Raw genomic sequence first — 25091 nt, 5'->3', positions numbered from 1 at the left:
TAGCATAAAAAAAGGGGTTAATTTGAGAGGAGAGAATCTACACAATGAGTAAAAAATTATCCGTCTTGGTCCTCACTATGGTGTTGCTTATGACGGTAGCGCTGGTAGGTTGTAGCAAGAAGTTAGAACCGAAGGAAGCTGTTACGACCGGTACAGCAAATGCTATGAAGCTGAATTCCTATGAATCCAAAAGTCAATTTACCGTTAAGGAACTGACAATTACCTCTGCCTCTGTTCCAGCTGAGCAAAGTGCAATGGTAACTAGCATGCTGAAAAATGCTGATATTACAATGGATGGTGTATACCAAAAAGAGCCTTTCCAATCTGAAATGACGCTGGGCATTCATTTGAAAGGGGATCTTTCTACCAGCTTTACGATTCCAATGGTAATGACTAAAGATAAATTGTACGTTAAAATTCCTAATATTCCATTTTACCCGCTTCCACAGGATGTTGTAGGTAAATTCCTACTCATTGATCCACAAGAACTGGCTAAACAATCAGGACAAGAGTTTAACCCTGCAACTATGGATCAGGAAAAATCGCAAAAATTTGCGAACGAAGTGATTGCTGCGATTATGAATGAGTATGATCAAGCTACGTATTTCTTTGATATTGATCCTAAAGATGCTAAATTGCCACAAGGCGTTGAAGCTAAACAAGTGGTTCAGTTTAAAATCACGAACGACAATGTGAAGCAAGCGACTAATACATTTATTACTAAGGCGCTTCCTAAGGTCCTAGATATTATGTCTAAAGACGAATATGCTAGCATGCTTCAAGTGAAGAAGGAAGAACTGGCTAAAGCGAAGAAAGAACTGCAATCCAACACCAGCGAAGTCAGCAAAAAGCTGGATGAGTTGAAGAACTATTTGACAGTGAAACAGTTTGACATTAACACTGCTCTGAACAAGGATAACGTTCCTGTGTATCAAGATCTGAATGCGAACGTGGAAGTGAATGATCCTTCTACGAAAGACAATGTGAAATTGTCTGTAACAGGCTACTCGCAATACAGCAAAATCAATGAAAAAGCAGCATTTAAAGTGGGTATTCCAACAGCTGATCAAGTTCTGACTATTGAACAGCTACAACAAAAAATGCAAACTGTATCTCCTTAATTAGGAGGTAACATGATTACAAACATCATTCCTTCGAATGTGATGTAAGAAAACCGCTCGGCGTAGGCCGGGCGGTTTTTTTTGTTTATGAATAAGTTATCCTCTGTGCGGTTATTGAGATTCGTCACACGTGATCCTCAGCTAGAATTCCGAACATCTGATGATCCTGCCATTCGCCCTGAATCTGTACCAGCTTGCGAGCAATACCTTCTGGCTGAAAGCCACACTTCTGTAATACGCGTTGTGAGCGATCATTATGGAGAAGGGTGCCTGCTTGGAGGCGATGTAGAGATAAGGCACGGAAGGCATACTGTATGATCAATTTTAAGGCAGCCGTCATATGCCCTTTTCCCTGCTCATGTTGATCCATCATATAGCCGACATCGGCGAATTGTCCAACTCCACGCACCAGATTGGAAATAGAGATATAACCTATCAGCCGTTCTTGTTTTAGGAGAAAGATACCAAACAAGTATCCTCGATCTTCTTCCGCTTGGCGCAATCTCTCACGGATGTAATCCTGCTGTTTCTCTAAAGTGAAAAATGAATCCTCATACAGCGGTTCATAGGGCGCATGAGAGTCCCTATTTCGAAGCCTAAGGGCAAGAAGAGCTTCTCCATCCTCCAAGCTTAGGGGACGTAAAAAGATACCTTGAGGCGTATTATACAAGCTCATAGGCATGGGGTGATCTCCTTTCATGAGGAATTAGCAGTGAGATGAAGAGCTTTAGACTTTTCCTCCTCAGGATGATGAAGGAGGAGACAATTTGGCAGCCGCTCTTTTTTGCCGGAGCTGCCGAAAAAAGTTTGTTAGCATGGAGGCACATTCCTCCTGAAGTACACCACTGGTTACTTCTGTACAATGATTGAACCGAGGCTCCTGCAATAAATTCATTAGCGTGCCTGCGCAGCCCGCCTTGGGATCTGTGGTGCCGTATATGAGATGGGGGACGCGTGATTGCACAATGGCTCCAGCGCACATCGGACACGGCTCCAAAGTGACATACAGCCTGCAATCCAGCAGGCGCCAAGCTCCCAAATGCTCACTGGCCTGCCGGATGGCAACCATCTCTGCGTGTGCAGTTGGGTCGGTGTCGATCTCGCGCAAATTGTAGCCGCGACCGATGATTTCATTATCTTTTACAATGACAGCTCCGATGGGGACTTCACCCAACGCTTCTGCCTTGTACGCTTCCTGAATGGCTTCTCTCATCCAATAGGCGTGATCCATAATGGTCACTGGGAAAATGCTCCTTTCAAACGCGAAATTATCCAACGAACAAGTATTCCGTTGTTAACATGATGTGAATAAAATTGTGGATAACACCATACTTGTCCACATGTTTATCCACAGTTTATAATAACATCTGTGTATTTGTGGACTATATGTGGATGATTATCTTAATACATTGTAGGTAAATGCTCGCCTATTGACAACATTGTTCACAGGATGTGTATTTATGTATATCCGGTAAATGTAAATGCTGGTATCCCAGGCACTATTACGGTATCATTGAGTTAGCAATTGCCAGTAATCGCCAGCATACGGCAAGAGGTGAGAAATCAGTGTGTCGATAAAAATCAGAATAACGATCATTTTGTCGGGGTCGGTCCTGTTTATCTTATTGTTAAACATCGCACTCAATTACTACACGACCCACGAAAATCTAAGAAGTGACAGTGAAACCAAAATGGTTCTGACGGCTAAAATCATCGGAGGAGCTATTGAACAAACCCGACATAGTTGGGAGGCTGTTGACAAGCAGCTCGGATATAATCTGTGGCTCTCTGCTACGTTGGCTGCCAATCAGCTTGATCCCGACATCCGAAATATCCAGCAGGAACAGCTACAACAGATAGCTACACTCCACAGGGATATTAATATCTCTTTGATGATCCGAGATGGACAGGGGTATAAGGTTGTCAAATCTTCGAATCCTAAAGAGCTAACGTCATCCGATCCATTAATGGGGTATTGGAAAAATGCAGTTGACCAATTATATGAGCATGGACAGGTGGCCATGGCGCATGGTCAGAATCTGGATCATTTTTGGACCAGTTCTTTTGATTACACAGATTCAGCCTCCTCACATATTAATAAATGGGGATTTTATTATGACCAAAAACGCAACTACTTAATTCGAGTATCCTTCCAGGATACTTCAGTCCAGGATTTTATACCTATCTTGAGTCCAGCTGAGATTGTGAAGCAGACTCAGCAAGTGGATTATCGCATTTTGGAGATAACAGGAATCAACCCTGCAACCTTTGGTGGCGCTACGATGGACAAGAACGGTAACGACCGAAAACACTATTACATGTACAACGAACCGATCCAATTCGGCACGTATCAACTAACGAGAGTGCCTGAGGATCGTTTGGCCGTGTCAAGGGCGATCCTTTCGGGAGAGAGTATCGTACAAGATTGCTATATTAAAGGCGAACGAGTGCTTGTCAGTTACATACCTTTTTATCCGACAAACCGTGATGCCTATGTCATTCGTATTGTCATGAATTATGATACAATCGCTTCTGTTATATCTAAGCAATTGATTAGTTTAGTTGCTATTTCCATTGTTCTATTGGAGGTTGTGATCATTGGAAGCTATGTGCTCGCCAGCCTATTTGTCCGTCCGATTCAGTCGATTTTGGGAAAAGTGAACGAGATGGCTGACGGCCATTTTGATACACGGCTAGAAATTAAGGGCGGCCATGAGCTTGCACGGCTGGGTGAGCGCATCAATGCGATGGCCTACAATCTGGGGATGTATACGAGAAGACTTGAACAGATGTATGAAGAAAACCGTTCTGTAAAGGAGCATCTAGAATCGGTTATTAATCAGACGGCAGATGCGATTCATGTAACCGATCAGGAGGATCGTGTTATTCGGGTTAACCATGCCTTCGAAGCTTTGTACGGATGGACTAAGAAGGAATTGGTTGGCCGTAAGCTGGAGTTTGTACCTCCGCAGCAACAAGAGGAGTATGAATTTCAGAAGGAGAGCCTGCTTCAGGGAGAAAGCATCGTATCAAGTGAGACCCTACGAATGCGTAAGGATGGAAGTACAGTAGAGATTAGTATGAGTACGTCCCCTATTCTGGATGAACAAGGCGAAATCTTAGGCTTTATCTGTGTTTCGCGTGATATTACGGGGCGCAACCGGATGGAAGAACTGCTGCGTAGATCAGAGAAGCTGACAACCGTAGGGCAACTGGCGGCAGGAGTAGCGCATGAGATTCGTAATCCATTAACCACGCTACGTGGCTTCCTACAACTACAGCAGCAAAATCAAGTGTTGAATATGAAACACAACGATATTATGATGTCTGAGCTGGATCGCATTAATTTGATCGTTAGCGAGTTTTTAATACTCGCGAAGCCACAGGCAGTGCATTTTCAGAAAAAAGATGTTCGTTATATTGTGAGTGATGTTATTTCTTTACTGGATAGCCAGGCGCATCTGTTGGGTATTGTATTCAACCTTCAGGTCACGGACGAGCCTGCCTTGGTATATGCTGAAGAAAATCAGTTAAAACAGGTATTCATTAATTTACTTAAAAATAGCATGGAGGCTATGAGTAAAGGTGGCATCATCACAATTCATTTGTTCTTAGAGGGAGAAAGCGTTAAAATCTTCATACGGGACCAGGGAACAGGTATTCCCGCAGAAATGCTATCCAAGCTGGGAGAACCTTTTGTCACAAACAAAGAAACAGGTACAGGACTAGGGCTTATGGTCAGCCAGCGTATTATACAGAGCCATAAAGGCACACTGGATATTGAAAGCACAGAGGGAGAGGGAACAACCGCCCTCGTGCAGCTTCCTATCGCCAAGCCTGAGTAATGAGCTGGGGGCAGAAGGAAGTGTGTTCGTAGAAATGGAGGGTACACAGGTTGCGCATTAACAAATTTATCAGCGAAACTGGCTTTTGCTCGCGCCGGGAGGCGGACAAGCTGGTAGAGAGCGGCCGCGTGACGATTAACGGCGAAGTGGCCGTGCTGGGCAGTCAAGCGGAGGAAGGCGATGACGTCCGTGTGAACGGCAAGCCACTGCGCGATAAGTCCGATCACGTCTATATTGCATTGAACAAGCCAGTGGGCATTACAAGCACGACAGAGAGCCACATTAGAGGCAATATTGTCGATTTTGTGGGCCACCCGCAGCGGATATTTCCAATTGGACGCCTGGATAAGGATTCGGAAGGTCTCATTTTATTAACCAATGATGGGGACATTGTGAATAAGATCTTACGGGCAGAAGGCAAGCATGAAAAAGAGTATATCGTAACAGTGGATCGTCCAGTCACACCATCCTTTGTGCAGGGGATGTCCAGCGGTGTAAAGATACTCGGTCATCGAACGCTGCCCTGTGAAGTAACACGTGTATCTGAGTATGTATTCCGTATTATCCTGACAGAAGGGAAAAATCGTCAGATCCGACGTATGTGTGCTGCCTTCGGTTATGAAGTTAAGAAACTGCAGCGCCTACGAATTATGAATATTCGTTTAGGATCCCTTCAGAAAGGCGCCTGGCGTGATTTAACAGAGGCTGAAAAGCTGGAACTGGGCCAGATGCTTGATTATACACTTAGCTAATGCCAAAGGCCTTCTTATAGCCTACAGCGCTTGTCCCTCGTATATGACAGGGCTAGAGAACAGAAATCCCTAAAGTAAAAGGCACCAGCTGCATAAAAAATGCGGCGGTGCCTTTGTTCATATAACATATTCATGATCAACCTTCATTCGAGCTTGAGGTAGGACTAATAACTTGTGTACCGTTCTGATATTTGCGAAGAACGGAAATTTCGACACGACGGTTTTTGGCGCGTCCTGCTCCAGTTTGATTGCCTGCCAATGGTCGATACTCGCCATATCCGATGGATACAAACTTGGTAGGATCGAGCTGCGGATTGAGCAACAAAATACGCAAGAAATTGAGCGAACGCTTGGCACTCAAATCAAAGTTGGACGGGAACTGACTATTGGAAATAGGTACATTGTCCGTATGACCTGATACGATAACGTCATAACCAGGAAACTGTTGGAGCATGCTGGAAATGGATTTGGCCAGCTTTCTCGCTTCTGGCTTTACTTCGGCCTGCCCGGATGAAAACAGGGCATTATCACTAATGGTGATCATCAGCTGGGATTGGTTCAGCTTGGTGTTCAGTAGGGTGGACAGGCCGTTATTTTGAATATACTGATCCATTTGCTTTTTAAGCTTCTTTAAATCTTCTTCTTCCCGCTGGGCGAGTTGCTTTTGCAGATCAGAGGTGGAAGTGGCTTTCGATTTTAAGGGTTGTGATACCTCTTCTTTATTTTTGCCCATATCCATGGATTGTGACGACGGATTCGCGGCTGAGTGATCCAGCACGCCAGTACCGCCACTAAAAGCTGAACTCAGGGATTGAGCCATAGTTTCAAATTTTTTGGCATCGAGCGAGCTCATACCGAATAAGACAATGAAAAGAGCCAACAGAAGGGTCATTAAGTCGGAATATGGCAACAGCCAGCTTTCGTCAGCATGCTCTTCATGCGGTTCATGTCTCTTTTTACTCACTGGAATCGCCATCCTTCTGGGTCATCGAAGCCCGTTCGGTTGGAGTTAGGAAGATTGCTAGCTTCTGGCTGATGGCAATCGTCGAGATACCAGATTGAATGGAAAGCAGACCTTCGACCATCATTAACTTAAGTTCCACTTCTTTCTTGGATAGCCGTTTCAGCTTGTTGGACATTGGATGCCATAGGACATAGCCTGTAAAAATACCGAGCAACGTTGCAATAAAAGCGGCTGCAATGGCATGGGACAGTTTTTCCATGTCACTAAGGTCGGCCAGAGCGGCGATCAGACCTACAACCGCACCAAGTACCCCGAGTGTTGGAGCGTACATACCGGCTTGGGAGAAAATCAGTGCGCCAGCGCGGTGTCTATCTTCGGTAGCGTTAATGTCTTCCATCAGAACATCGCGTACGAACTCCTGATCATTACCATCGATAATCATTCGCATACCGCCGCGCATAAAGGGATCGTCGATCTCTTCGACCTTGGATTCCAGCGCGAGCAGACCTTCACGACGGGTAATGGATGCCCATTCGGTAAATGTACCGATAAGCTCCTTGCGATCCAGCAATTTCTGCTGGGTGAAAATAATTTTAAACAGCTTTGGCACCCGTTTCATGTCATCCATCGGAAACGCCATGAATATACTTGCTGCTGTTCCGACGAAAATAATCATGTAAGCAGCGGGATTATTGACCAGATTGACGACTGGCGCGCCCTTCAGGATCATCCCGACGACCAGTGACAAAAGCCCGAGCACAAGTCCAATAATGGTTGTAATTTGCATGATACACCTCATCCATGAGAATAGATTTTGAATCCTTTCATGCCGCATGGGTCGTCCTTGCCCCAAGCGCGTCATTATGAGACGGATTATAGTATTTATCGACAAAACTCTCTTTTTTGTTAAGGGCGAATTTCCGGTATAATAAAGTGATTATGTATTGAATCGCTGAACCATTGGAGGAAATAGCATGGGAGTAAAGCATGGGCGCGAGTATGAACAAATTTTGAACGATTTGACAGAGGCTGTGGGACGCATCCCAGATAGCTATGAATTTTTTGAAATGGAAGCAGAAGATTGGGACAGGCTGGACCCGGTGGGGCGTCAGGAAGTCAATGAAGCTTTGGCAGAAGACCTATTTTATGCATTGGGTACGGAGCCCATAATCACTGTAGGCAGCGGCGTTGTGATTTATGAGCCGGAGCAGCACCGGATCTATGTACTCATCGGAGATGAGGAGCTGACGTCGGTCCCTTTGATTTGAAGGCCGTCTTATGGATTTATCAACGGGGCCGTGGTAATATGTACACCAATATATCGTAGTTTTGGCCGTATGTAAGCGGCTAAAAGGCTTCCGTATAAACGGGGAGGAGTTCGTAACATGCCTTTTACACAAGAAGAGATTGAAGCACATCTGGAGAAACTGGAGGGCTGGGAACTGGAGGAAGGACGTTGGATCGTTCGGAAATATAATTTTTCCAGTTTTATGAAGGGAATTGCATTCGTGGATGAAGTTGCCGCTATATCTGAGGCATTCAATCACCATCCATTTATTACGATTGATTACAAGACCGTGACTCTGCGTTTGACCTCTTGGGACGATGGCGGTATTATGGCCGTAGATATTAAGGAAGCCCAACAATATAATGAAGCTTTTGAAAAAATGCGCAGCAGTCATTGATTTTATAATGATCTGTTGTATATATTAAGAGCGCCTTCGCTATACAACATCGCGGTTGTATAGCGAAGGCGCTCTTATTTATAGAACCCGGTTCTGTTGTTCAGGACGATATACCATACAATAGAACGGTTTTCTGCCATCTGGAGTCTGACGTTCATAGGTATCCGTCAGCTCAAATCCAGCTGCCTTGTAGGCTCGTATAGCCCGCTGATTCCAGGTGAGAACCTCTAGGTCAATTTCATTCTGTGGATGACGTCGTCTGGCTTCCTCCGCAATGGCCCGGACAAAATCGGAGCCTGTGCCATGTCCGCATCTTTCGGGATGCATTCCAAGACCCAGCCGGGTCACACCGACCATAGGAAAATATTGAGCAAATCCCGTCAGCTCATTCTCTTCGTCCAGTACGGCAACATATTGCTCTTGGCGAAGCGTGGGACTTCCAAATTCGACTTCAAGTGCCTTCATTTGTTCCCAGGGAAGCCAGCCGTATATGTTGTAGGGGGGATCATAGCGCCACTCACAGATTTCAGCCGCTTGATGCTCGTCCATCGGTACAATCCGGTAGTTGGATATTGAGGCCGGCACTTTTTCATTCCTCCTTATGCAGGTACTTCAATCATTAACCACAGATTGTAGACAAGTTGTAGGAGAATGGCAAGCGTGTTTATTTCGTACCTAAGTCGGGTATACATTCAATAAGAAGGATTTACTGCTCATATGCTCCCCCAGCGGTGGCGGTAAAACCGACGATGTTCGCTAAAACTGAAACCTTTTGAGGTGTCAGTTCGTCAGTAATGATAATAATTACTGATGTAGTGGACATAAAAAACCGCAATTCGATTCCGGCCAGAATCAAATTGCGGCTAGAGTTAGCTTGCTGTGCGGTAGTTATTCTACGTTGTCGTCATCAGGAATATCTGAAGCTACAGAATGGTAAGCGTCTGTGCTCATAATTCTTTTTGCACCGACATAACGGTTAGCGTAATAATTTTCGTTCAGTGAGCTAACTACTACACCACGTGAAGTCGAGGAGTGGGCGAATTTCCCTTCACCTACGAAGATACCTACATGGGAAACGCCTCTTCCTGTGGTGTTGAAGAACACCAGGTCGCCTGGTCTCATTTCATCGCGGGATACAGAAGCTCCCATTTTGAATTGTGATCCAGATTGATGCGGCAGTTTAATTCCCAGTTTGTTGAATACATACATTGTGAAGCCGGAGCAATCGAATCCCTCGAGTGTAGTACCTCCGCTTCTATAGTTCGTTCCTTTGGCATCTTGGATGACCTGGTCCATCTTAGAGTCTGCAAATGCACTGCTGCCACCGAATGTAAAAGATGTAAAGGCAATGGCGAGACCCATGGCTGCGATCGTTAGCTTCTTCTTCAAAAAAAATATACCCCTTCCAATGCCTGCGAGGTTAGCTTAAGGATTCGGTAGAAGGTTCCCCTATGACCACTCTGTTGCGAGATCAATTCACCCAAACTGGTTCCCCCGCTTCCTAGGTGCCAGGAATTAGGCTTAACTTAAGATGTGCACCTTGGAGAGCAGTATTCACGACAACGATGTTTTTAAGATAAAGGTTACAATAAAGATTACAAAGTTGTTACTATCAGTTCACTGCGATTATTGTAACAAAGACAGCAGGCTTTGGCAAATGTTTCATCGCAAAAAGTTACAAAAAAAATCTGTTCCTAACGCCCTAGGAACAGATTCTGTTAACAGTATTCAGTTATGTGCCGTTTGCACGGGAAAGAAAAAAGTTTTTTCGACAGCTAAAAATGCAGGAGAAAGCATAAAGAGAGGGATTAGCCTCTGCTGGAGATATCGATGTGCCATAGACGATACTGCGAACTGATATGCCACAGCCTGACCAGACTGGTAACAAAATGATACGATTGCTGGAGAATTAGCGCCAACATACCAGTCCAAATCATCGCTACGGTGCCAAATAGACCGAAGACCAGCAGCACACAAGCACCAAGCAAGAGAGATACGCTTACAGCCGGAAGAAGCTGGCGAAAGAAGGCGAGCAGGGACGATAGTATGGCGTGACCACTGACCGAGCCCAGTTGCATATACAGGATGCACTGCCGAATGAACCAACCGTAAGCCACCCACCCAATGGCATAGGGCAACAAATGCAACAGGTAAGAGGAAGATTGCAGCGTTCCTGCTACAATAGGATAGAGTCTCGGTACCACCCAGAAGGCGGGAAGCAGCAGCAAACCCAACTCGATGATGTAATACAACAGAGATGACATACCGTGACGTTTCATCCCCTTGAAGAAGGACAGGCTTTGCGGTTCAGACGCATCGGTATACAGGCTTTGATATATGCCAGCTCTAATGAAGGGAGTGATTAGGACGCGCAATACGGTCGCCCCTAATAGTATCCATAAATACACATGTACTTCCCGGCTGTCCATCAAGGCGATCTGCCCCTCCATCCAAAACAAGGTCTTTCCCAGCTCGTTTTGGCTCTGATCAGGATAACGCAGCAGCAGCGGGACAACGGCCGACTGTACCAGCCGATAGAGAAATACTCCCCACAGCAGACGATACAGAAATAAAATGATAACGATATAAAAGCGTATGCGCACTAGCGCCCAGCCTTCTTTTAAAACAGTCCGCATCTATAGACACCTCACCATGACAGACTTCCAAGCAGTGTCTCCAACAGCTTGGTTACACTCACACTCCAACGAGTTTGTTGCTTTTCGTCCAATTCAGCCTTCAGGCTATTATTAATATGCTTGTTCTCCAGTGCAATAGTGTATAGAGGATCAACGGTCACATAGGACACGGGAGAGGTGCTTTTGAGTCGGAAAGATGTACTTTTGCCCGTACCGTCCCATGCCTTAAATATTGTGGTGCCATCCTTGAAGGTAAATTGAACAGGGATCTTGGGATAATCTGCTCCTTTTTTGCTAAGCGTCACGACTGCTTCATATCCATTCTCCAACTTGCGGTTCGTGATGCGATCGACAGAAAAGTCCGCCATCTGGCCGTCATATACATATTGTTCAAAATAGTGGCTCCATGAGCGTCCAGTCACTCTCTCCACGACACGCTGAAAATCCTGTGAGGTCGGATGCTTGAATCGGTAGGTCTGGACATAGGTTCGCATAATCCGGTCCATTTTTTTCGTACCCACCTGACGTTCAATACCTCGTAGTACCAGCTTGCCTCGTGAGTAGGCATTTTGTGCATACTCAGCCGACGATCCGTACTTCCAGGATTCGCGGTTTAGGGGCTGTGGAGAAGCTACCTGTCCGGATTGTAATGGCAAGTTGGGGATAAGCCCATATTCTTGCTCCATGAGCCGTTCTTCTGCATAGGAGGTGAAGCCTTCATCCAGCCAGGGCTCCTCAAATTCATTATTGGCTACCATTCCGTAGAAATATTGATGCCCAATCTCATGAACCAGCGTCCGTTCCAGATTATAGCCGGGATTCAGTTGGTCCGCAGCTGCGGCCGTGATGAGTGTCGGATATTCCATGCCGCCGGCTCCACTGCCTGTTTTGGGTGGAACGACGATAGATAGAGTGGAATATGGATAAGGCCCGTACCATTTGCTGTAGTACGAAAGGGCGGCCTTGGCTGCGCTCATATAACGTCCTTTGAGTTCCTTATGGGACGGGTCTAGATAGAGCTTGATTTTGACACCAGGAACTTCAGTAGAAGAAAAGGGTTCTTCTACGGCTACAAAGTTGGGTGAAGCGGACCAGGCAAAATCGTGTACATCATCGGCATAAAATTGATATATTTTCTGGCCGTTCTGTCGTACTGCACCACGGGTGGGAAACCCGGTCGCTGCTACGATGTGTGTTTCAGGCACCCGAATCCGTATACTGTAAATTCCAAAATCGGCATAGAACTCGGAGTTGCCATGATACTGATGAAGGTTCCAGCCCTCGTCGGCGCGTCCACGTTGTCCTGCAGTCTCATAGACGCTGAGCTTTGGAAACCACTGTCCAGCCATTACAAAATCATCTGTCGCACCCATACGAGCAAAAATGCCAGGCAGTTTGACTTCAAACTTCATATATAGTGTGATTTCTTCGCCACCTCGTACTGGCTTGGGCAGACGTACCTTCATGAGCGAACGGTCACTTGCGTTACCGTCATCTGGTTGTACATATTGAGTACGGTGCATGAGAGATAAACCATCTTCTGTTTTTAGTTCGGTCAGCGTCATGGAGCCAAAGCCGTCCTTGGGCATGGTGTCTCCGCGCAGCTTTCCCCCGGATTCTTTCATAAAGGTGGTTTCCATGGAAGAGAAGGCATTCGGGTATAGATGAAGATACAGATCATTCACAGTTTTTTTGCCCGGATGTTTCCAGGTCAGAGTCTCAGTGCCTCGCAAAACCCGTCCTTTTTCCAGAGATACATCAATGTGATACTCCACCACCCGTTTGCTGAGAATTTCCGAAGCGGGCTGTGGAGGGTTCTTAGGCAGGTCGGGCATGATGTTGGCCCCTAGAGGCTTGCCCATATCTGGCGCAAGCGCAGACTCAGACTCGGAGCCGTATAGTGGTTTGCCTGCAGACTGAGGGGCGGATTGCGATTGGGGTTGCCAGGCAAACCATAACGTCCCTGCGAGGAGTCCGAGGGCTAGTGTAGACAATAAAACGATTTTGGAGCGTGCTGGGGTCATACAATGGATACCTCCCGTTGACAAGCATCTACAGCATGTATATGTTTGCTTTCGGGAGATTATTAGTTAAAATATTTATAGTGTAGAATGAGTGTGAAGACGGAAATTGGAGGCCTAGTGACGCATGAGTGAAAATCAGCCGGACGGCAAAAAGCAGATTGCACTGAATATTGTCAGTGGCAAGAGTAAACATAAGGGCTTCGGCGCAGGCTCAATCGACCTGAACAGCATGTCCCCGGTCATCATTGACCGAGGAGAGGCGAAAATTGATATCGGTGCCATGCATGCCAAAAGTAAAGTAGAACGTGGAATCAAGTTCTCTACGAATAAAGAAGACGTACCGAACGGACGCCAGGTATGGCTGGTATGGGTAGCTGTGGACCGTACGCCTGAAGGACGTATGTACGGTGGCGCGACAGCCTGCGAGATGCTGATTGACGACGAAGCCAAACGTGGCTGGAAAATTCTTGCCGATCATGTTAACCGTATGGATTATGCACTCAAGCGCCGTTTCATGCTGGATGATCTCGGCAGCGAAGATAAAGCAACGCTCAAAAGCCTGCTGATTTCGCATAATCAGGAATGGTGGGACGCTTCGCCAGAGGAATTGAAGCAGGCGCTAGAAGGGTAAGTAGAAAAAAGGACGATTAAACTTAAGGCAACTTCTTGATTTGGTGAGTGGTTGCCTTTCGTGCGATAAGCATTCAAATTAAAGGTTACATAACTTTAGAAAATGTAAGGAGGGAATCTAAATGTCTGATCAGATTGAACTCATGGGTGAGTGGTGGCTACCGGATAATCCTGATAGCAAATTATATGGAACATTAAAATATGATCAAAAGAAGATAGAATTAATTATTATGGGTCAACTTAAAAAGACGGAAGGGTTTTCTTCAAAGGTAGATAACAGCGTCGAAGTGATTCAAGGGTTCACTACAAATGGGAAGAGAGTGAGCTTAATAGATTGTATACGTGTGGGGCATAAATTTAACATACCTGGGACATTTACTGAAAAATATTCCCCAGAGCTTTTATTTATAGGTACTCACTTCAATACAAAAGAAAATATTGCATTCACAAGTGTAAAGATTTCCTATCAAAACCTTGAGCAATGGTTATCTCCTTCTTCATACGCTGTGTCTTATAATGATGACGAAAAAAGTATGATAATAGAGTATTCTCTACCGAAATCTATAAAAGCTAATTTCAAAGATGTAGAAATATCTTTTGAATATAATGCAGAGTCGCGGGGAAATAGTTATAATAATTTTTCTATTCAACAAACTGCTTGGATTAAGTTTAGTAGAATAGGGCAAGGAATCAGTTATTTATACATGCACGAGTTAATTGATAATTTCTCGAACCTACTATCTATTTGTGCCACTAGATACATTAGTCCAGCAAAAATAATAGTATCTACAGAAGAAGATAAAAAGATAGAACTTATCTATATAAGTGAGAATAATGAAGTTCTTAATGAAGATTTAAAAAGTCATGATTTCATATTTAGATATGTAGATATTGAAAGTGACCTTCAAAGTTTCCTCGATACATGGACTAATAAATATGAATTGTTAGAACCTGTTATAGACTATTTTGTAGAATCTCATAAGAAAGAGGTATTTACTCCAATTTCCTTTTTAAAGCTAGTGCAATCATTAGAGACGTTTTCAAGGAGGATTAGGCCGAATTGGGTAGAAGATCAGACTAACTATAATACAAAAATTGAACAAATTTTGGAGGATATTTGTGAGGTTGAAAATAAGGACTGGCTTAGAGAGAAACTAAGATATAGCAATGAACCTACTTTAGCTACAAGGTTAAAACTCTTATTTAAAGAAATTAATTTCCTTTTGGGGCTAAATTCAAAAAAAATTTCTAGCTTCTCATTTAAAATAACGGAGACAAGGAACTACTATACACACTTTGATGTAAGTAAAAAAGATAAGAGCTTAGATATTCATGAAATGTTTTATTTCGGGAGATTATTCATTTTGATGTTAAGGGCTTTAATTCTTAAAGAATTAGGCTTCAACCAAGTATTTATTGAAGAACATGTGGATCAGAAACATGGTTTAGATATTATAAAACAGGAGCTTAAGTTCTAATCGAAAACAAACGTAAGAATACTTTTTGAAAACCCCTGTGAAACTAGCAGCCAATATTTAATATCGCTTAAATATTGGCTGACATATACCTAATTGAATTTAGAAATTACTCTTTGTAATATTTGAGGATAGATCGTTATCTCGGCGAGGACGGTCTATTTTTTTCTGTGAATTTCCTGAGAGTGAAAAGTAAAACAGAAACTTCGAGAAGGTTTTTAATCCAGATTATTTTTTACCTCATCAAAAAGGTGAAGAGCATCTTTAAAACCTTGTAAGTATATGCTATTCTCAAGAATGGCTTGTAGTGAAATCTGTGTATCTTCATAAAGAAATATAACATGCTGAAGATTGTCTGGAACGGAATCACGAATTTGTTTGAAATATTGATCACATGAAGTAGATAAGTCTATGTAGTCTGATTTTGTTTTTAGAAGATTGGAGTATAATACTTCTAATCGTGTGCGAATAAGGGGTTCAATTATAACATCTAAGGAATACATCATAATGTACATAACTCCTTTTCATTAACTTTATAGAGTTATTATAAGACCTTACAGAGTTAATATAAAGTTGTTTTTTAACCTTAAAAAGTTAATGAGTATACTTATGGAGCATAAATTAAACATATCAGATATAGGAGGGAAAATAATTTGCTGAAGTGTAACATTCGGGCGCTTATGGCTGAACACCGAATAGATGATATCACGGAGCTGATGAGTTTATCGGGACTTAGCAGAAATTCAATCAATAAATTATATCGCGAGACAAATATAGAAACAACCAAATTGGAAACATTATTTAAGCTTTGTGATACCTTCAATTGTAAGCTTTCAGACCTCATAGAATATGTACCGGACAAATAAAATGACAGAGCAATCAGTAAAATATTTGAAGATAAAAGCTGTATTTACGTTATAAAATGAGCTATACTGAGGTAAGAATAGTAAAGGAGTCGTGCGTCAACACGACCCCAGCATACAACAACTGCATAAAGAGCAGTCGGCCGGGTAAGATAAGGTCGAATATAGACCGTATTCCTTAGTCAGAGCGGTCTATTTCTTTTTCACGTAGGTAAGCAATGCCAGAATGAACATGCCAAACATGATCATCAAGGAAATCGCGTCTTTAACCTACATGGGCATCACCTCCCTTCGGGGAGACTAGCCGACCGCCCTTTTAGCCGTATGTTGTACTAGCAAAGTATACCATAAAACAATCGCTTTTAAGAGTGAAAATACTTAAATGCGTAATTACGATAATAAATGACCCGACTAAGATGAACATCATCGCCTTGACATCATGGAAAGGCATTCACTATAATTCAAATAGAAATCGGTTTCACTCCGGTTTTTATTTAATGAATTCGTGGAACCGGTTCCTAAAAGGATATAGTTTTTTTCCTATCGCTGTTTATGAATGTAATCTCTAAATAAGGTGGCATCGTTATGTTTAAATGGTTGAAAAAGAAGGCGGCTCCCCGTATTGAAGAATTCGACATGGTAGCGCCAATTAAAGGAAAAGTGGTTTCTCTAGAAGAGGTTCCAGATCCTGCGTTCTCTACAAAAGCTATGGGGGATGGCATCGCTATTCATCCATCTGAGGGTAGGGTCACCGCTCCTTTCGCGGGAAAAGTTGCCCATGTCATGGAGAAAAGCAAACACGCTCTGATTATTGAACATGAATCTGGCGTACAAGTTTTGATACATGTCGGGATTAATACCGTCTCTCTCAAAGGGCAGGGGTTTAACCCTCATGTCAAAGTAGGAGATAGCATTAAAGCTGGACAATTATTGATGGAGTTTGACCTGGACGCGATTCAACAGGGTGGATTACCTGTAATTACTCCAGTAATCGTTCCAGACGGGCAAGAGATGATCAGTCATGTGGAGATATTAGAAAGCTCATCTGCTACTTCAGATGTACCTGTATTAAGGGTTCATTTAAAAGCCTAGCTTTCATTCAGAAAAGACTAACCAGGAATTCCTGGTTAGTCTTTTCTTTAGATGATTCACTGACTGGTCAAGGGACTGGTATGAACATGTGAACAAAAGCTAGGATTCACATATTTCAGATATCCGCTGATTACAATTGCCTTCGTATAGCCCTCCATGAAAACAAATCACTTTTTTAATATCATATGGCAGCAGGTTTTTAAGAGATTCTTTGGCGATATTGAAATCACAGCAGTATTGCCGGTCTGGAGCCAGTAATTTGCCGCTTACTACACGTAGAGCATCTCCTGCAATCAGGGTTTGACTGGATTTATGATAGAAACTTAGGTGTCCTGGTGTATGACCAGCAGTATCTATAACTAAGATCCCCCCACAGAAGGGCAATTCCTCTCCGGCAACGATGGTGGAGTTTACAATAGCCTTTGGGGGATTTTCAAGTGTACGCCGGAATGCATATCTCCACTCTACCGGAACGGATTCAGGCATGGAGCTTACAGCTTGATCTATTGCTTCTGGGGTTAGCTTAATAAGCTGTTTTTCTCCCTGTATATAAGGCTTTTCGATAGAACTGGCTAATACTTGAACTAGGGAGGAAGAAGCCCGGATTATATCTGCTAAACTGCCAATATGGTCAAGATCCTGGTGTGTTATTAATATGGAGGTAAGTTTATGGATTGCTAATCCGGTATCTAGAATAGCTTCATTTAAAAGTGAGAGTTGCCCTGGGTAAGCTGTATCAACTAAAATCATGTTGTCTTCGTCCCACATTAAGGTGGGGTGAATGCTCTCTATACTTCCCATGATATTAGCAGAAACCTGGAGCATGTGTATTCCTTTGTCTAATTGCATCGAATCCCTCCCATAAGAGTTGATGTAATACAAAGGAATCTTATCACGTAATCCAAATATGTAAACCTATATCATAACATAAAAATAATTATTTGTAAATATATAGAATACTACATTTGTGTGACGGTTAGGAGCGATGACGTGAAGAAAATTTATTTTGTTAGACATGCCCAAGCAACTGGACAGGAACCAGATGCCCGACTCACCGATGAAGGTAAACGACAAGCTGAGCAGTTGGCTGATTTTATGGAGAATGTAGGTGTGGAATATATTGTGTCCAGTCCATGGAAACGGGCCGTGCGAACCATTCAGCCCTTGGCTGAGCGTAGACATTTGCAGGTATATACTGATCTACGTCTTCAGGAACGTGTACTATGCCGTGATCATCTGGATCATTGGCTGGACGTGCTGGAACAGACATATCTGGACGAGGACTTGAAGCTGGAAGGAGGAGAATCATCCCGTGAAGCAGCAGATCGAGGAATCCAGCTTGTTCAGGAGCTTATAGAGCGGGCGGAAAAAACGGTTATCATTGTAACTCATGGAGCTTTACTCTCTCTTCTCATTCGACATTACGATCCGCAGTTTGGTTTTGAGGAGTGGAAAAAACTATCCAATCCCGACGTGTATTTGCTAGAACTGAATGAAGCAGAAGCCAAGATTCACAGAGTGTGGAATATGGGTGGAAATAAGTAAGGCGCGTTCACTATAAGTACAGAATGGTTTCAAAAGGGGAGACGTGTATTGAATACAAATCGTTTTGTAGAATTAGAAAAGGCATTGTTTCAGGCTTGGTCTTTGGAGTCTAGCTCTAAATGGACAGCTAATAATCCTGCAGCCGGACAATGTGGAGTCACAGCGCTTGTCGTTCAGGACAGGCTTGGTGGTGATATTTTGAAGACCTGGCTGGATAGCGGCTGGCATTATTACAACCGAATCGGTGAGGACATTATAGATTTTACAAAGTCGCAATTTTTAAGCCTTCCACAGTATCAGCATGTACACTCTAACCGGGAAGAAGCATTTTCAGACACCAATGCAGAGCAGTATGCAGCCTTAAGCCGGAGACTAGAAGAATCTCTTAACGAAAAGGTATAAGTGTATTTAAGATGTATCCATAGCCAAATAGTTTTTAGGGAGTAAGGAGGGAGTGCAATTAATAAATATTTAGCAGTTGCGGTGATCCTTCTTGCGATTGTGTGTGGATTGCTACTGAATACTTCTAGACAAAACCCAATAATATTGGATCAACAGGAATCAACCCCACAAAGTAAAAAGTACTCAGGCGAGAAGTATGTATCGAAATATAGTTATAAAAAAGTTAATGATCCAAAGGCTGCATTGATGACATCCAATATTCTTCATGCTACATCGCTAGAAGAGGAGACTGTTGCTCAGTTTAGAGGAGCGCTAATTACTTTATTCGGACAGCCTCAAAGGACATCGCAGAATTTCGAAGAGGCATATGGGTACATAATTAAGGCAACAAATTCGACTGGACAAAGCTGGATATTGACTGCATACGAAGGACCAGGCGGTCCGGCTATAGGAGGGGACACCGAGAAAGATTCTATAGAAGAAGTCGCGCAGGACTTGTTGAATCTAATTGAGGCCACAAAGCCCGCAGATTTCGAAGATGTGGGTTATTATGAGGATACTGGATCTACTATTCGTTATGGATGCAAGGCACAAGTCTGTTTTTATCAGGAAAGCACTACAGAGCAGCATGCGACGGATGAGTAGAATGACGGAGTAAACAGTAAAATTCAGAAGTAGATCGGTACCTTGTCGAGGGCGGTCTACTTCTTTTTTCATATAGGTAAGCAATGTTGCTTTAGGATAAAATCTAATTTAGCCAATGGCTGGGAAAGCTTAGAGAAGGGGGCAGTTTGGTTTTGCTATTGCCTTTAGCCGAGTTTAACTGCGCTTGTGTAAGAAAAATACTTCCTTCCAGATTAGCCCCACTTAAGTCAGCATCTCTAAAATCTGCACCGATAAGGTCAGTCATGCTCAAATCAGCCTCACGTAGGTCAGCAGCAATCAGTAGAACGCCTCTCAGGTTGGCACCTCTCAGATTAACGCCTCTTAAATTGGTCCCGATAAGGTCTCTATTCTTGATTTTTTTACTGAGTTTATGGTTCTCCATGTTTTTCTTGAATTTTTCTCGCACTAACTCACTTGTTTGTACAAGTAAATCATTGACTAACGCCCTATGGGTGGGTACATGAAGATCTATAAGAGATTTTGGAGCTTGATCCGTAAGCTGCTCGGTTTTTTCCATCGCTTTATGTAACTCGGTATAAATGGAGTGAGTTTCTTTTAAGCTAAGGGCTTCGTTTAGGTAATACAGCATTTCATGAAGCTGTTGCATGATAGGAAATAGATTGAACATTTCATCAGCTATTGCCGGGTTGTCTCGCCAGCTTTTTCCGTTGTATACAACTTGGGATATTTTTTGACCTGCCCCAAAGCAATCATATACTGTACAGCCTCGCAAGCCGTTATTTCTTAGGTTCTTATGAATGTCGCAGCGATAATCCGCATTTAGGTGTTGACAGGGAGTTCCTCCATCCTTGTTAAAGGCAAAATCAGCAGATTTGGCATAAGGCAAGGCGACACAGCATAAACCAAAACATTTTTCACAATCGGCGGTATACAATAAACACACATCCTTTTATTAGCACCTACTACATGTAATAGTACCAAAAAAAGATGAAGGAGTGTATTGCTAAGTAAAATAGTCGGTTACTCTTTTGCCAAATTTAATTGCCATGAAACACCGTACTTGTCTTCGACCCAGCCAAATTGTTGGCTTACGGGCGAGGCTTCAAGGGGCATTAAAACTCGGCCTTCCTGAGATAGCTGACCAAACACACGATGGATTTCTTCTTCCGAATCACAAGTGACGAATAGCGATAGGGCTGGGGTAAAAGGGTGTTTGTCCTGATGGTTATAGTCTATGGCCATAAAGGTTTGCCCTTTGAGGTTGAATACGGCATGTAACACGGTCCCATCTTCCTGATGAAAAATACTCATGATACCAGACGGCTTAAATACAGAGGTATAATATTGCATGGCTTCCTCTGCTTGACCGGGAAACATGAAAAACGTTGTGATTTTTGAACTAGAATCCTGCATCAGATCAGCTCCCTTGAGTGGATTATAGATGATAACATTTTTTCACTTTTATAATAGAAATATTCACGATTAGAGAAGTACTTCATAAAGAAAGATAGGCATAACTGAGAAAGGGGAAAACAGGATGATAGACGCGACAGCAAGGATTATTGATATGTTGGGCTCAGGCAATAAAGTGGATGCCAGCATCATTTCTGCCTATACGGATGTAGTCGCCCAATATGGAACCGTGAAGGATGCCTGGGAGTTATATAGGCTTTTTGTAGAAGATCCTCATCATTATATTAGGGGGCTGCTTCTTCAGCCGATCATGAGATGCGGAGATGTTGCTTTGGCGCAGGATATGTACGAGCGTTATGTTCGTAATCAGACATCCTCGGAACATATACCTGATGGTGTGCTGCATGTGTTAGGTTATTTGGGTTATGTGGAAGCTGCGGATGATCTCGTCGCATGGGTGAATGGGCCATATGGGGCAGCATCTGTGGATGCTTGTTTGGGGCTCGTACATCTTCCATGCGAATCGTTTCGTGAACGACTGGCGACTGAATTGGAACAAGCAGTGGATCAGCATCTGTTTGATGAATTCTTACCCCTACTGAGCTTTAAATGTACTACTGAAGATATGATTCCACGATTGGTGCATTGGGGAGAGCGACATGCTTCCGTAGACTGTAATGCAGGAATTATTGCTGGAATTGCTTTGTTTGGAGAAGAGCAGAAGGATACAATTCGGTCTATTTTGTGGAATCCGCTTTGGGAGGCTCATGGAACAGCTACGGGAAGTTGTGTGTGGTCTTATATTGCTATGCAGCATGTAGGGTTGACCTTTAGAGAGCTTATTCAGGATATAAAAAGCTACGATGCATCCAAAGCAGGTGTACAGGACCTGGAGTACCGTTTGGAAGTGTTGTATGAAATGTTGGAACTGAAGCTCAGCTATAGAGTTCAACCGATCCGGTTCGCTCGCCGTAACGAGGAATCATTTGCTCAAATCTATAGCGATTTGTTTAGCTGGTCCACGGAGCATAAGGATGACTCTATTATAGGCTGGATGAACGACAATTTAGGGTATAAGCACCGGCTGCTGAAACAGTATGATGAGCTCAGGAAACGAGTCGAGATTAAAATGGTGCATGAAATTGAGCTGGAGCATGTCCAGACGGAGAGTTAATCGGGGCGGGATATAAGAAATTTTGGTATAAAAGGACGAAATGACGGAGTTTGGCGGCGATATGGGGATTCGCCCAGTCCACGGGCTGATGTCCCGCATAGGATACATCAGCCTAGAACACAAGGAGTGAAACACATGTCTTTACTGCCACAAGTTCCTTTCGGAACGCAACCGGGTACTCCGGGTCCATTCACACCGTCAGGTCCTTCAATTCCACAATTTCCTGATATGCAGGATTCGTTCCCGTCTCCGGTAGGTCCGCCACCAGGCCCAGGCCCCTTTTCGCCACAGCCGTTCTCCCCGCCGCCGCAAGGGCCGTTCGGTCCGCAAGGTGGGCAGCAAGCTCAAGCACCAACTTCCCCACCACCGCAATTTACGCCACCGAAACCGCTAGTTTCGGCCTATGCGGTTGACCCTGGAGCCATTTTCGGTTGTTTGTACCGCAACACGTTTGTATGGCTGACGAACGGAGAGCGCTTCTGGATGTACCCTGTCTTTGTAGGCAGAACATCCGTAGCAGGTTTTCGGTGGAGTGGCCGCTTTTGGTTTTACTATGGTGTAGACACCAACCGTATTGAGTCATTTAGCTGTTTTTGGTAATAGCGCAGCTTTAGGAAAGAACGGGGCTTAACTGTGTAATGGCTGATGGCACTGGCAAAGAGCTAAAATGGGCGAATAAGATAATTGAAGTAAAGATAAAAAAGACTGGGAGAGCGCATCATGGCGTTTTCCAGTCTTTTTTTGCTATTACTCCATCCACCATCGCTTAAAATTGCCCCACCAGGATTTTTTTTCGGCCTGTCGTTCCGCTTGGTCAGTAGGTGTCGATGCCTGTGGGTTATTCTGCCCCGATAGGGTCTCTTTCGGCTCGGTACCGCTAACGAATACCTCCAGCCGCTTGTCGGGACTGTCCGGCGCAGCCAGCTTGCCGCTAGCCGGATCAATATAGGCGCTGACTACGCCGTCAGGGATCGGGAATATTTTGGGCGGCACATTCTCCAGCGCTTTTTCCGTATATTGTGCGAAAATTGGTGCTGCCCGTCGGGCATCCTGCGTGCTGATGGCCTTGCCCTTGTCATATCCGACCCAAACAGCGGTGGATAGCTCCGGGGTGAAGCCGACCATCCACGCGTCCGTATTGGTCGTGCCGCTTTTGCCGGCAACCGGGCGCTTGATCAACTTCGCGACTCGGTTGCCGGTGCCGCCTTCTTCGAACACGCCTTCCATGAGGCGTGTGAGGACATAGGCAGAGGCGGGCTTTACCACCTGCACGGGTGCGGCTTGCGGCGCTTCGTACAGTGATCGTCCGGCCGCATCGGTGATGCGCAGCACCGCCACCGGAGCTACCTTTTGCCCGCCACTGCTGATGACCGAGAAGGCCGAGGCCATCTCAAACGGGCTGACGGGCGACACGCCCAACGCCAGCGAAGGCACGGGCTTGAGCTCGCTCGTAATGCCCATTTTGCTGGCGAGGTCCATGACCTTATCCGCTCCTACCTGCAGAATGGTGCTGACGGCATAAATATTATCAGATGCCGCAATGGCGCGCCGCAGATCTATTTCACCCAAATATTTATCTCCAAAATTTTTGGGCTTATAAGTTTTGCGGTTGTTGTCGTAGTGGAACAACGTCGGTCGGCTTTCGAATTTGGACGTACTCGTCAATTGGCCGGAATCCAGCGCGCTGAGATACATAATCGGCTTGAAAGACGAGCCTGGCTGCCGGGTTGTGGCCAGTGCATGGTTGTATTGATTCCCGACATAGTTCGTTCCGCCGACCATGGCCTTGACATGTCCATTGCGCGGGTCCATGGAGATTAGTGCAGTTTCCAGTCCGTTGCTGTTCTTCATGCCCTCATTGACAGCCGCCTCGGCTACCTGCTGCATGTGCATGTCCAGCGTCGTATAAATGCTCAGCCCGCCATGCTCAAGCACCGCTTCGCTAATCCCAAATTGATGAGTCGCTAGCTGGCGAACATAATCGCGAAACCAGGGAGCAGCTTCCACTGTCCGACGCTGGCTCTCGGGCCGCAGGGCCAGTATTTCCTCATAGGCCTTGCTGGCTTCAGCCGGTGTAATTTTACCGATGAGTGCCATGGAGTCCAGTACAATTTTCTGCCGATCCTTTGCGTTTTTCATATGATTATATGGTGAATAGTAGGTCGGACCTTTCGGAATACCTGCCAATAGGGCGCTTTCGGCCAAGTCCAGATCCTTTGCGGATTTACCGAAATACATCTGCGAGGCCGCCTCAATGCCATAGGCGCCATGACCATAGTAAATTTCATTTAAATACATTTGCAGCAGCTCATCCTTGGAATACTTCATTTCAAGCTGTGCAGTATAGATGGCTTCCTTGGCCTTGCGCGTCCACGTTTTCTCGTGAGATAAGTACAGATTGCGCGCAAGCTGCTGAGTCAGTGTGCTGGCCCCTTGCGACATATCCCATCGGGTCAAATTAACGATTACTGCCCGGCCCAGACCTTTGAAATCAAAGCCAAAATGATCGTAAAACTTCCGGTCTTCCACAGCCAGTGTAGCTGCTATTAAATCGGGCGAAATGTGATCAAGCTGGACAGGAATAGATTCCTTTCCTCCGGCAGAGAAGGTAGCAATGACTTGCCCCTGACTATCGAGCAGACGTGAATTCCGGTCTGTATCGGCGAGCGGAAGGCTGGTTGTGTACAAATAGGCGAGCAGAATGCAGGCGGCGATGACCGTCAGAATCGTGAGAGACATCAGGCCTTGAAAGCATCGAAGCCAAAGCGGTTTACGCTTGGAGGATCGCCCGGTAGTATCGGTCATCATGCCACCTCCTTCCATAGTTGATGTTCTCAGTATAG

Annotated in this window: 28 protein-coding genes and 1 riboswitch; of the genes, 14 read left to right on the top strand and 14 right to left on the bottom strand. The window is 44.5% G+C overall.

Annotated features, from left to right (window positions below; all coding sequences use genetic code 11):
• The first annotated feature begins 44 nt into the window (after positions 1 to 44).
• Entirely contained in the window at positions 45 to 1121 is a 1077-nt protein-coding gene (locus tag C0638_RS07270; protein ID WP_058712453.1) for a hypothetical protein, read from the top strand.
• A 124-nt stretch (positions 1122 to 1245) separates the two neighbouring features.
• Here C0638_RS07270 and C0638_RS07265 read toward each other — a convergent pair whose 3' ends face one another.
• Both C0638_RS07265 and tadA read right to left on the bottom strand, forming a co-directional pair.
• Positions 1246 to 1803, bottom strand: a complete 558-nt coding sequence (locus C0638_RS07265; RefSeq protein WP_025677175.1) for a GNAT family N-acetyltransferase — start codon at positions 1801 to 1803, stop codon at positions 1246 to 1248.
• A 60-nt stretch (positions 1804 to 1863) separates the two neighbouring features.
• Positions 1864 to 2361, bottom strand: coding sequence for a tRNA adenosine(34) deaminase TadA (gene tadA / locus C0638_RS07260; RefSeq protein ID WP_058712454.1), 498 nt, complete (start codon positions 2359 to 2361; stop codon positions 1864 to 1866).
• A 328-nt stretch (positions 2362 to 2689) separates the two neighbouring features.
• On the opposite strand from tadA, the gene C0638_RS07255 reads away from it, so the two are divergent.
• Both C0638_RS07255 and rluF read left to right on the top strand, forming a co-directional pair.
• Positions 2690 to 4966, top strand: a complete 2277-nt coding sequence (locus C0638_RS07255; RefSeq protein WP_025677178.1) for a PAS domain S-box protein — start codon at positions 2690 to 2692, stop codon at positions 4964 to 4966.
• 50 nt (positions 4967 to 5016) lie between these two features.
• Positions 5017 to 5718, top strand: coding sequence for a 23S rRNA pseudouridine(2604) synthase RluF (gene rluF / locus C0638_RS07250; RefSeq protein WP_014599354.1), 702 nt, complete (start codon positions 5017 to 5019; stop codon positions 5716 to 5718).
• 136 nt (positions 5719 to 5854) lie between these two features.
• On the opposite strand, the gene motB is transcribed toward rluF, so the two are convergent.
• Together motB and motA are read right to left on the bottom strand one after the other, a co-directional pair.
• Positions 5855 to 6682: a flagellar motor protein MotB gene (gene motB, locus C0638_RS07245; RefSeq protein WP_013368735.1), complete on the bottom strand. Its 828-nt coding sequence runs from the start codon at positions 6680 to 6682 to the stop codon at positions 5855 to 5857.
• Positions 6675 to 7469, bottom strand: a complete 795-nt coding sequence (gene motA, locus C0638_RS07240) for a flagellar motor stator protein MotA (protein ID WP_013368736.1) — start codon at positions 7467 to 7469, stop codon at positions 6675 to 6677. Before motA ends, motB begins: the two co-directional genes overlap by 8 nt.
• 187 nt (positions 7470 to 7656) lie before the next feature.
• On the opposite strand from motA, the gene C0638_RS07235 reads away from it, so the two are divergent.
• Positions 7657 to 7950: a hypothetical protein gene (locus tag C0638_RS07235; RefSeq protein WP_014599355.1), complete on the top strand. Its 294-nt coding sequence runs from the start codon at positions 7657 to 7659 to the stop codon at positions 7948 to 7950.
• A gap of 117 nt (positions 7951 to 8067) precedes the next feature.
• Entirely contained in the window at positions 8068 to 8367 is a 300-nt protein-coding gene (locus C0638_RS07230) for a 4a-hydroxytetrahydrobiopterin dehydratase (RefSeq protein ID WP_007428083.1), read from the top strand.
• A gap of 78 nt (positions 8368 to 8445) precedes the next feature.
• Here the strand turns inward: C0638_RS07230 and C0638_RS07225 are convergent, their stop codons facing one another.
• From C0638_RS07225 to C0638_RS07210, 4 genes are all read right to left on the bottom strand, one after another.
• Positions 8446 to 8952, bottom strand: coding sequence for a GNAT family N-acetyltransferase (locus tag C0638_RS07225; protein ID WP_025677180.1), 507 nt, complete (start codon positions 8950 to 8952; stop codon positions 8446 to 8448).
• A 303-nt stretch (positions 8953 to 9255) separates the two neighbouring features.
• Positions 9256 to 9756 (bottom strand): C40 family peptidase, encoded by a 501-nt coding sequence (locus C0638_RS07220; RefSeq protein WP_013368740.1) that lies wholly within the window; start codon positions 9754 to 9756, stop codon positions 9256 to 9258.
• 5 nt (positions 9757 to 9761) lie between these two features.
• Positions 9762 to 9899, bottom strand: a riboswitch (cyclic di-AMP (ydaO/yuaA leader).
• Positions 9900 to 10175: 276 nt separating this feature from the next.
• Positions 10176 to 11003, bottom strand: coding sequence for a hypothetical protein (locus C0638_RS07215; RefSeq protein ID WP_058711799.1), 828 nt, complete (start codon positions 11001 to 11003; stop codon positions 10176 to 10178).
• 11 nt (positions 11004 to 11014) lie between these two features.
• A complete protein-coding gene (locus tag C0638_RS07210) occupies positions 11015 to 13027 on the bottom strand; it encodes a M1 family metallopeptidase (protein WP_058711800.1) in 2013 nt (670 codons plus the stop codon).
• 124 nt (positions 13028 to 13151) lie between these two features.
• Between C0638_RS07210 and C0638_RS07205 the strand changes: the two genes are divergently transcribed.
• Both C0638_RS07205 and C0638_RS07200 read left to right on the top strand, forming a co-directional pair.
• Positions 13152 to 13658, top strand: a complete 507-nt coding sequence (locus C0638_RS07205; protein WP_025677186.1) for a YwhD family protein — start codon at positions 13152 to 13154, stop codon at positions 13656 to 13658.
• Positions 13659 to 13779: 121 nt separating this feature from the next.
• Entirely contained in the window at positions 13780 to 15135 is a 1356-nt protein-coding gene (locus C0638_RS07200) for an ApeA N-terminal domain 1-containing protein (RefSeq protein ID WP_102163407.1), read from the top strand.
• 215 nt (positions 15136 to 15350) lie between these two features.
• Here C0638_RS07200 and C0638_RS07195 read toward each other — a convergent pair whose 3' ends face one another.
• A complete protein-coding gene (locus C0638_RS07195) occupies positions 15351 to 15638 on the bottom strand; it encodes a hypothetical protein (protein WP_058711759.1) in 288 nt (95 codons plus the stop codon).
• A gap of 147 nt (positions 15639 to 15785) precedes the next feature.
• Here C0638_RS07195 and C0638_RS07190 point away from each other — a divergent pair, with 147 nt between their 5' ends.
• Positions 15786 to 15998: a helix-turn-helix domain-containing protein gene (locus C0638_RS07190; protein ID WP_058711758.1), complete on the top strand. Its 213-nt coding sequence runs from the start codon at positions 15786 to 15788 to the stop codon at positions 15996 to 15998.
• 189 nt (positions 15999 to 16187) lie between these two features.
• Here C0638_RS07190 and C0638_RS25595 read toward each other — a convergent pair whose 3' ends face one another.
• Positions 16188 to 16238, bottom strand: coding sequence for a putative holin-like toxin (locus C0638_RS25595; protein WP_233902323.1), 51 nt, complete (start codon positions 16236 to 16238; stop codon positions 16188 to 16190).
• Between the two features lie 342 nt (positions 16239 to 16580).
• Here C0638_RS25595 and C0638_RS07185 point away from each other — a divergent pair, with 342 nt between their 5' ends.
• A complete protein-coding gene (locus tag C0638_RS07185; RefSeq protein WP_013368744.1) occupies positions 16581 to 17087 on the top strand; it encodes a PTS sugar transporter subunit IIA in 507 nt (168 codons plus the stop codon).
• A 99-nt stretch (positions 17088 to 17186) separates the two neighbouring features.
• On the opposite strand, the gene C0638_RS07180 is transcribed toward C0638_RS07185, so the two are convergent.
• On the bottom strand, positions 17187 to 17936 hold the full coding sequence (locus tag C0638_RS07180) for an MBL fold metallo-hydrolase (RefSeq protein ID WP_058711757.1): 750 nt from the start codon (positions 17934 to 17936) through the stop codon (positions 17187 to 17189).
• A gap of 141 nt (positions 17937 to 18077) precedes the next feature.
• Between C0638_RS07180 and C0638_RS07175 the strand changes: the two genes are divergently transcribed.
• The 3 genes from C0638_RS07175 (at position 18078) to C0638_RS07165 (ending at position 19679) form a co-directional block, all read left to right on the top strand.
• Positions 18078 to 18632 (top strand): histidine phosphatase family protein, encoded by a 555-nt coding sequence (locus C0638_RS07175; RefSeq protein WP_058711756.1) that lies wholly within the window; start codon positions 18078 to 18080, stop codon positions 18630 to 18632.
• A 48-nt stretch (positions 18633 to 18680) separates the two neighbouring features.
• Positions 18681 to 19034: a YunG family protein gene (locus C0638_RS07170; RefSeq protein WP_013368747.1), complete on the top strand. Its 354-nt coding sequence runs from the start codon at positions 18681 to 18683 to the stop codon at positions 19032 to 19034.
• Between the two features lie 246 nt (positions 19035 to 19280).
• Entirely contained in the window at positions 19281 to 19679 is a 399-nt protein-coding gene (locus C0638_RS07165; RefSeq protein ID WP_228392879.1) for a hypothetical protein, read from the top strand.
• A gap of 103 nt (positions 19680 to 19782) precedes the next feature.
• On the opposite strand, the gene C0638_RS07160 is transcribed toward C0638_RS07165, so the two are convergent.
• Both C0638_RS07160 and C0638_RS07155 read right to left on the bottom strand, forming a co-directional pair.
• Complete coding sequence (locus tag C0638_RS07160; RefSeq protein WP_058711754.1) at positions 19783 to 20595, bottom strand: pentapeptide repeat-containing protein; 813 nt, start codon at positions 20593 to 20595, stop codon at positions 19783 to 19785.
• 86 nt (positions 20596 to 20681) lie between these two features.
• The gene (locus C0638_RS07155; RefSeq protein WP_013368750.1) at positions 20682 to 21074 is read right to left on the bottom strand and encodes a VOC family protein; all 393 of its coding nucleotides are present in this window, start codon (positions 21072 to 21074) and stop codon (positions 20682 to 20684) included.
• Positions 21075 to 21198: 124 nt separating this feature from the next.
• Here C0638_RS07155 and C0638_RS07150 point away from each other — a divergent pair, with 124 nt between their 5' ends.
• Entirely contained in the window at positions 21199 to 22248 is a 1050-nt protein-coding gene (locus tag C0638_RS07150) for a hypothetical protein (RefSeq protein ID WP_040102425.1), read from the top strand.
• 135 nt (positions 22249 to 22383) lie between these two features.
• Positions 22384 to 22848, top strand: a complete 465-nt coding sequence (locus tag C0638_RS25310) for a hypothetical protein (protein ID WP_040102424.1) — start codon at positions 22384 to 22386, stop codon at positions 22846 to 22848.
• 147 nt (positions 22849 to 22995) lie between these two features.
• Here the strand turns inward: C0638_RS25310 and C0638_RS07135 are convergent, their stop codons facing one another.
• Positions 22996 to 25053, bottom strand: coding sequence for a transglycosylase domain-containing protein (locus C0638_RS07135; RefSeq protein WP_058711753.1), 2058 nt, complete (start codon positions 25051 to 25053; stop codon positions 22996 to 22998).
• Positions 25054 to 25091 lie beyond the last annotated feature (38 nt).

Origin of the sequence: Paenibacillus sp. lzh-N1 (genome assembly GCF_002872435.1) — a bacterium.
GTDB lineage: Bacteria > Bacillota > Bacilli > Paenibacillales > Paenibacillaceae > Paenibacillus > Paenibacillus polymyxa_C.
Note: the sequence above shows the minus strand (reverse complement) of the source record. Positions and strands in the feature narration are given on the sequence as shown.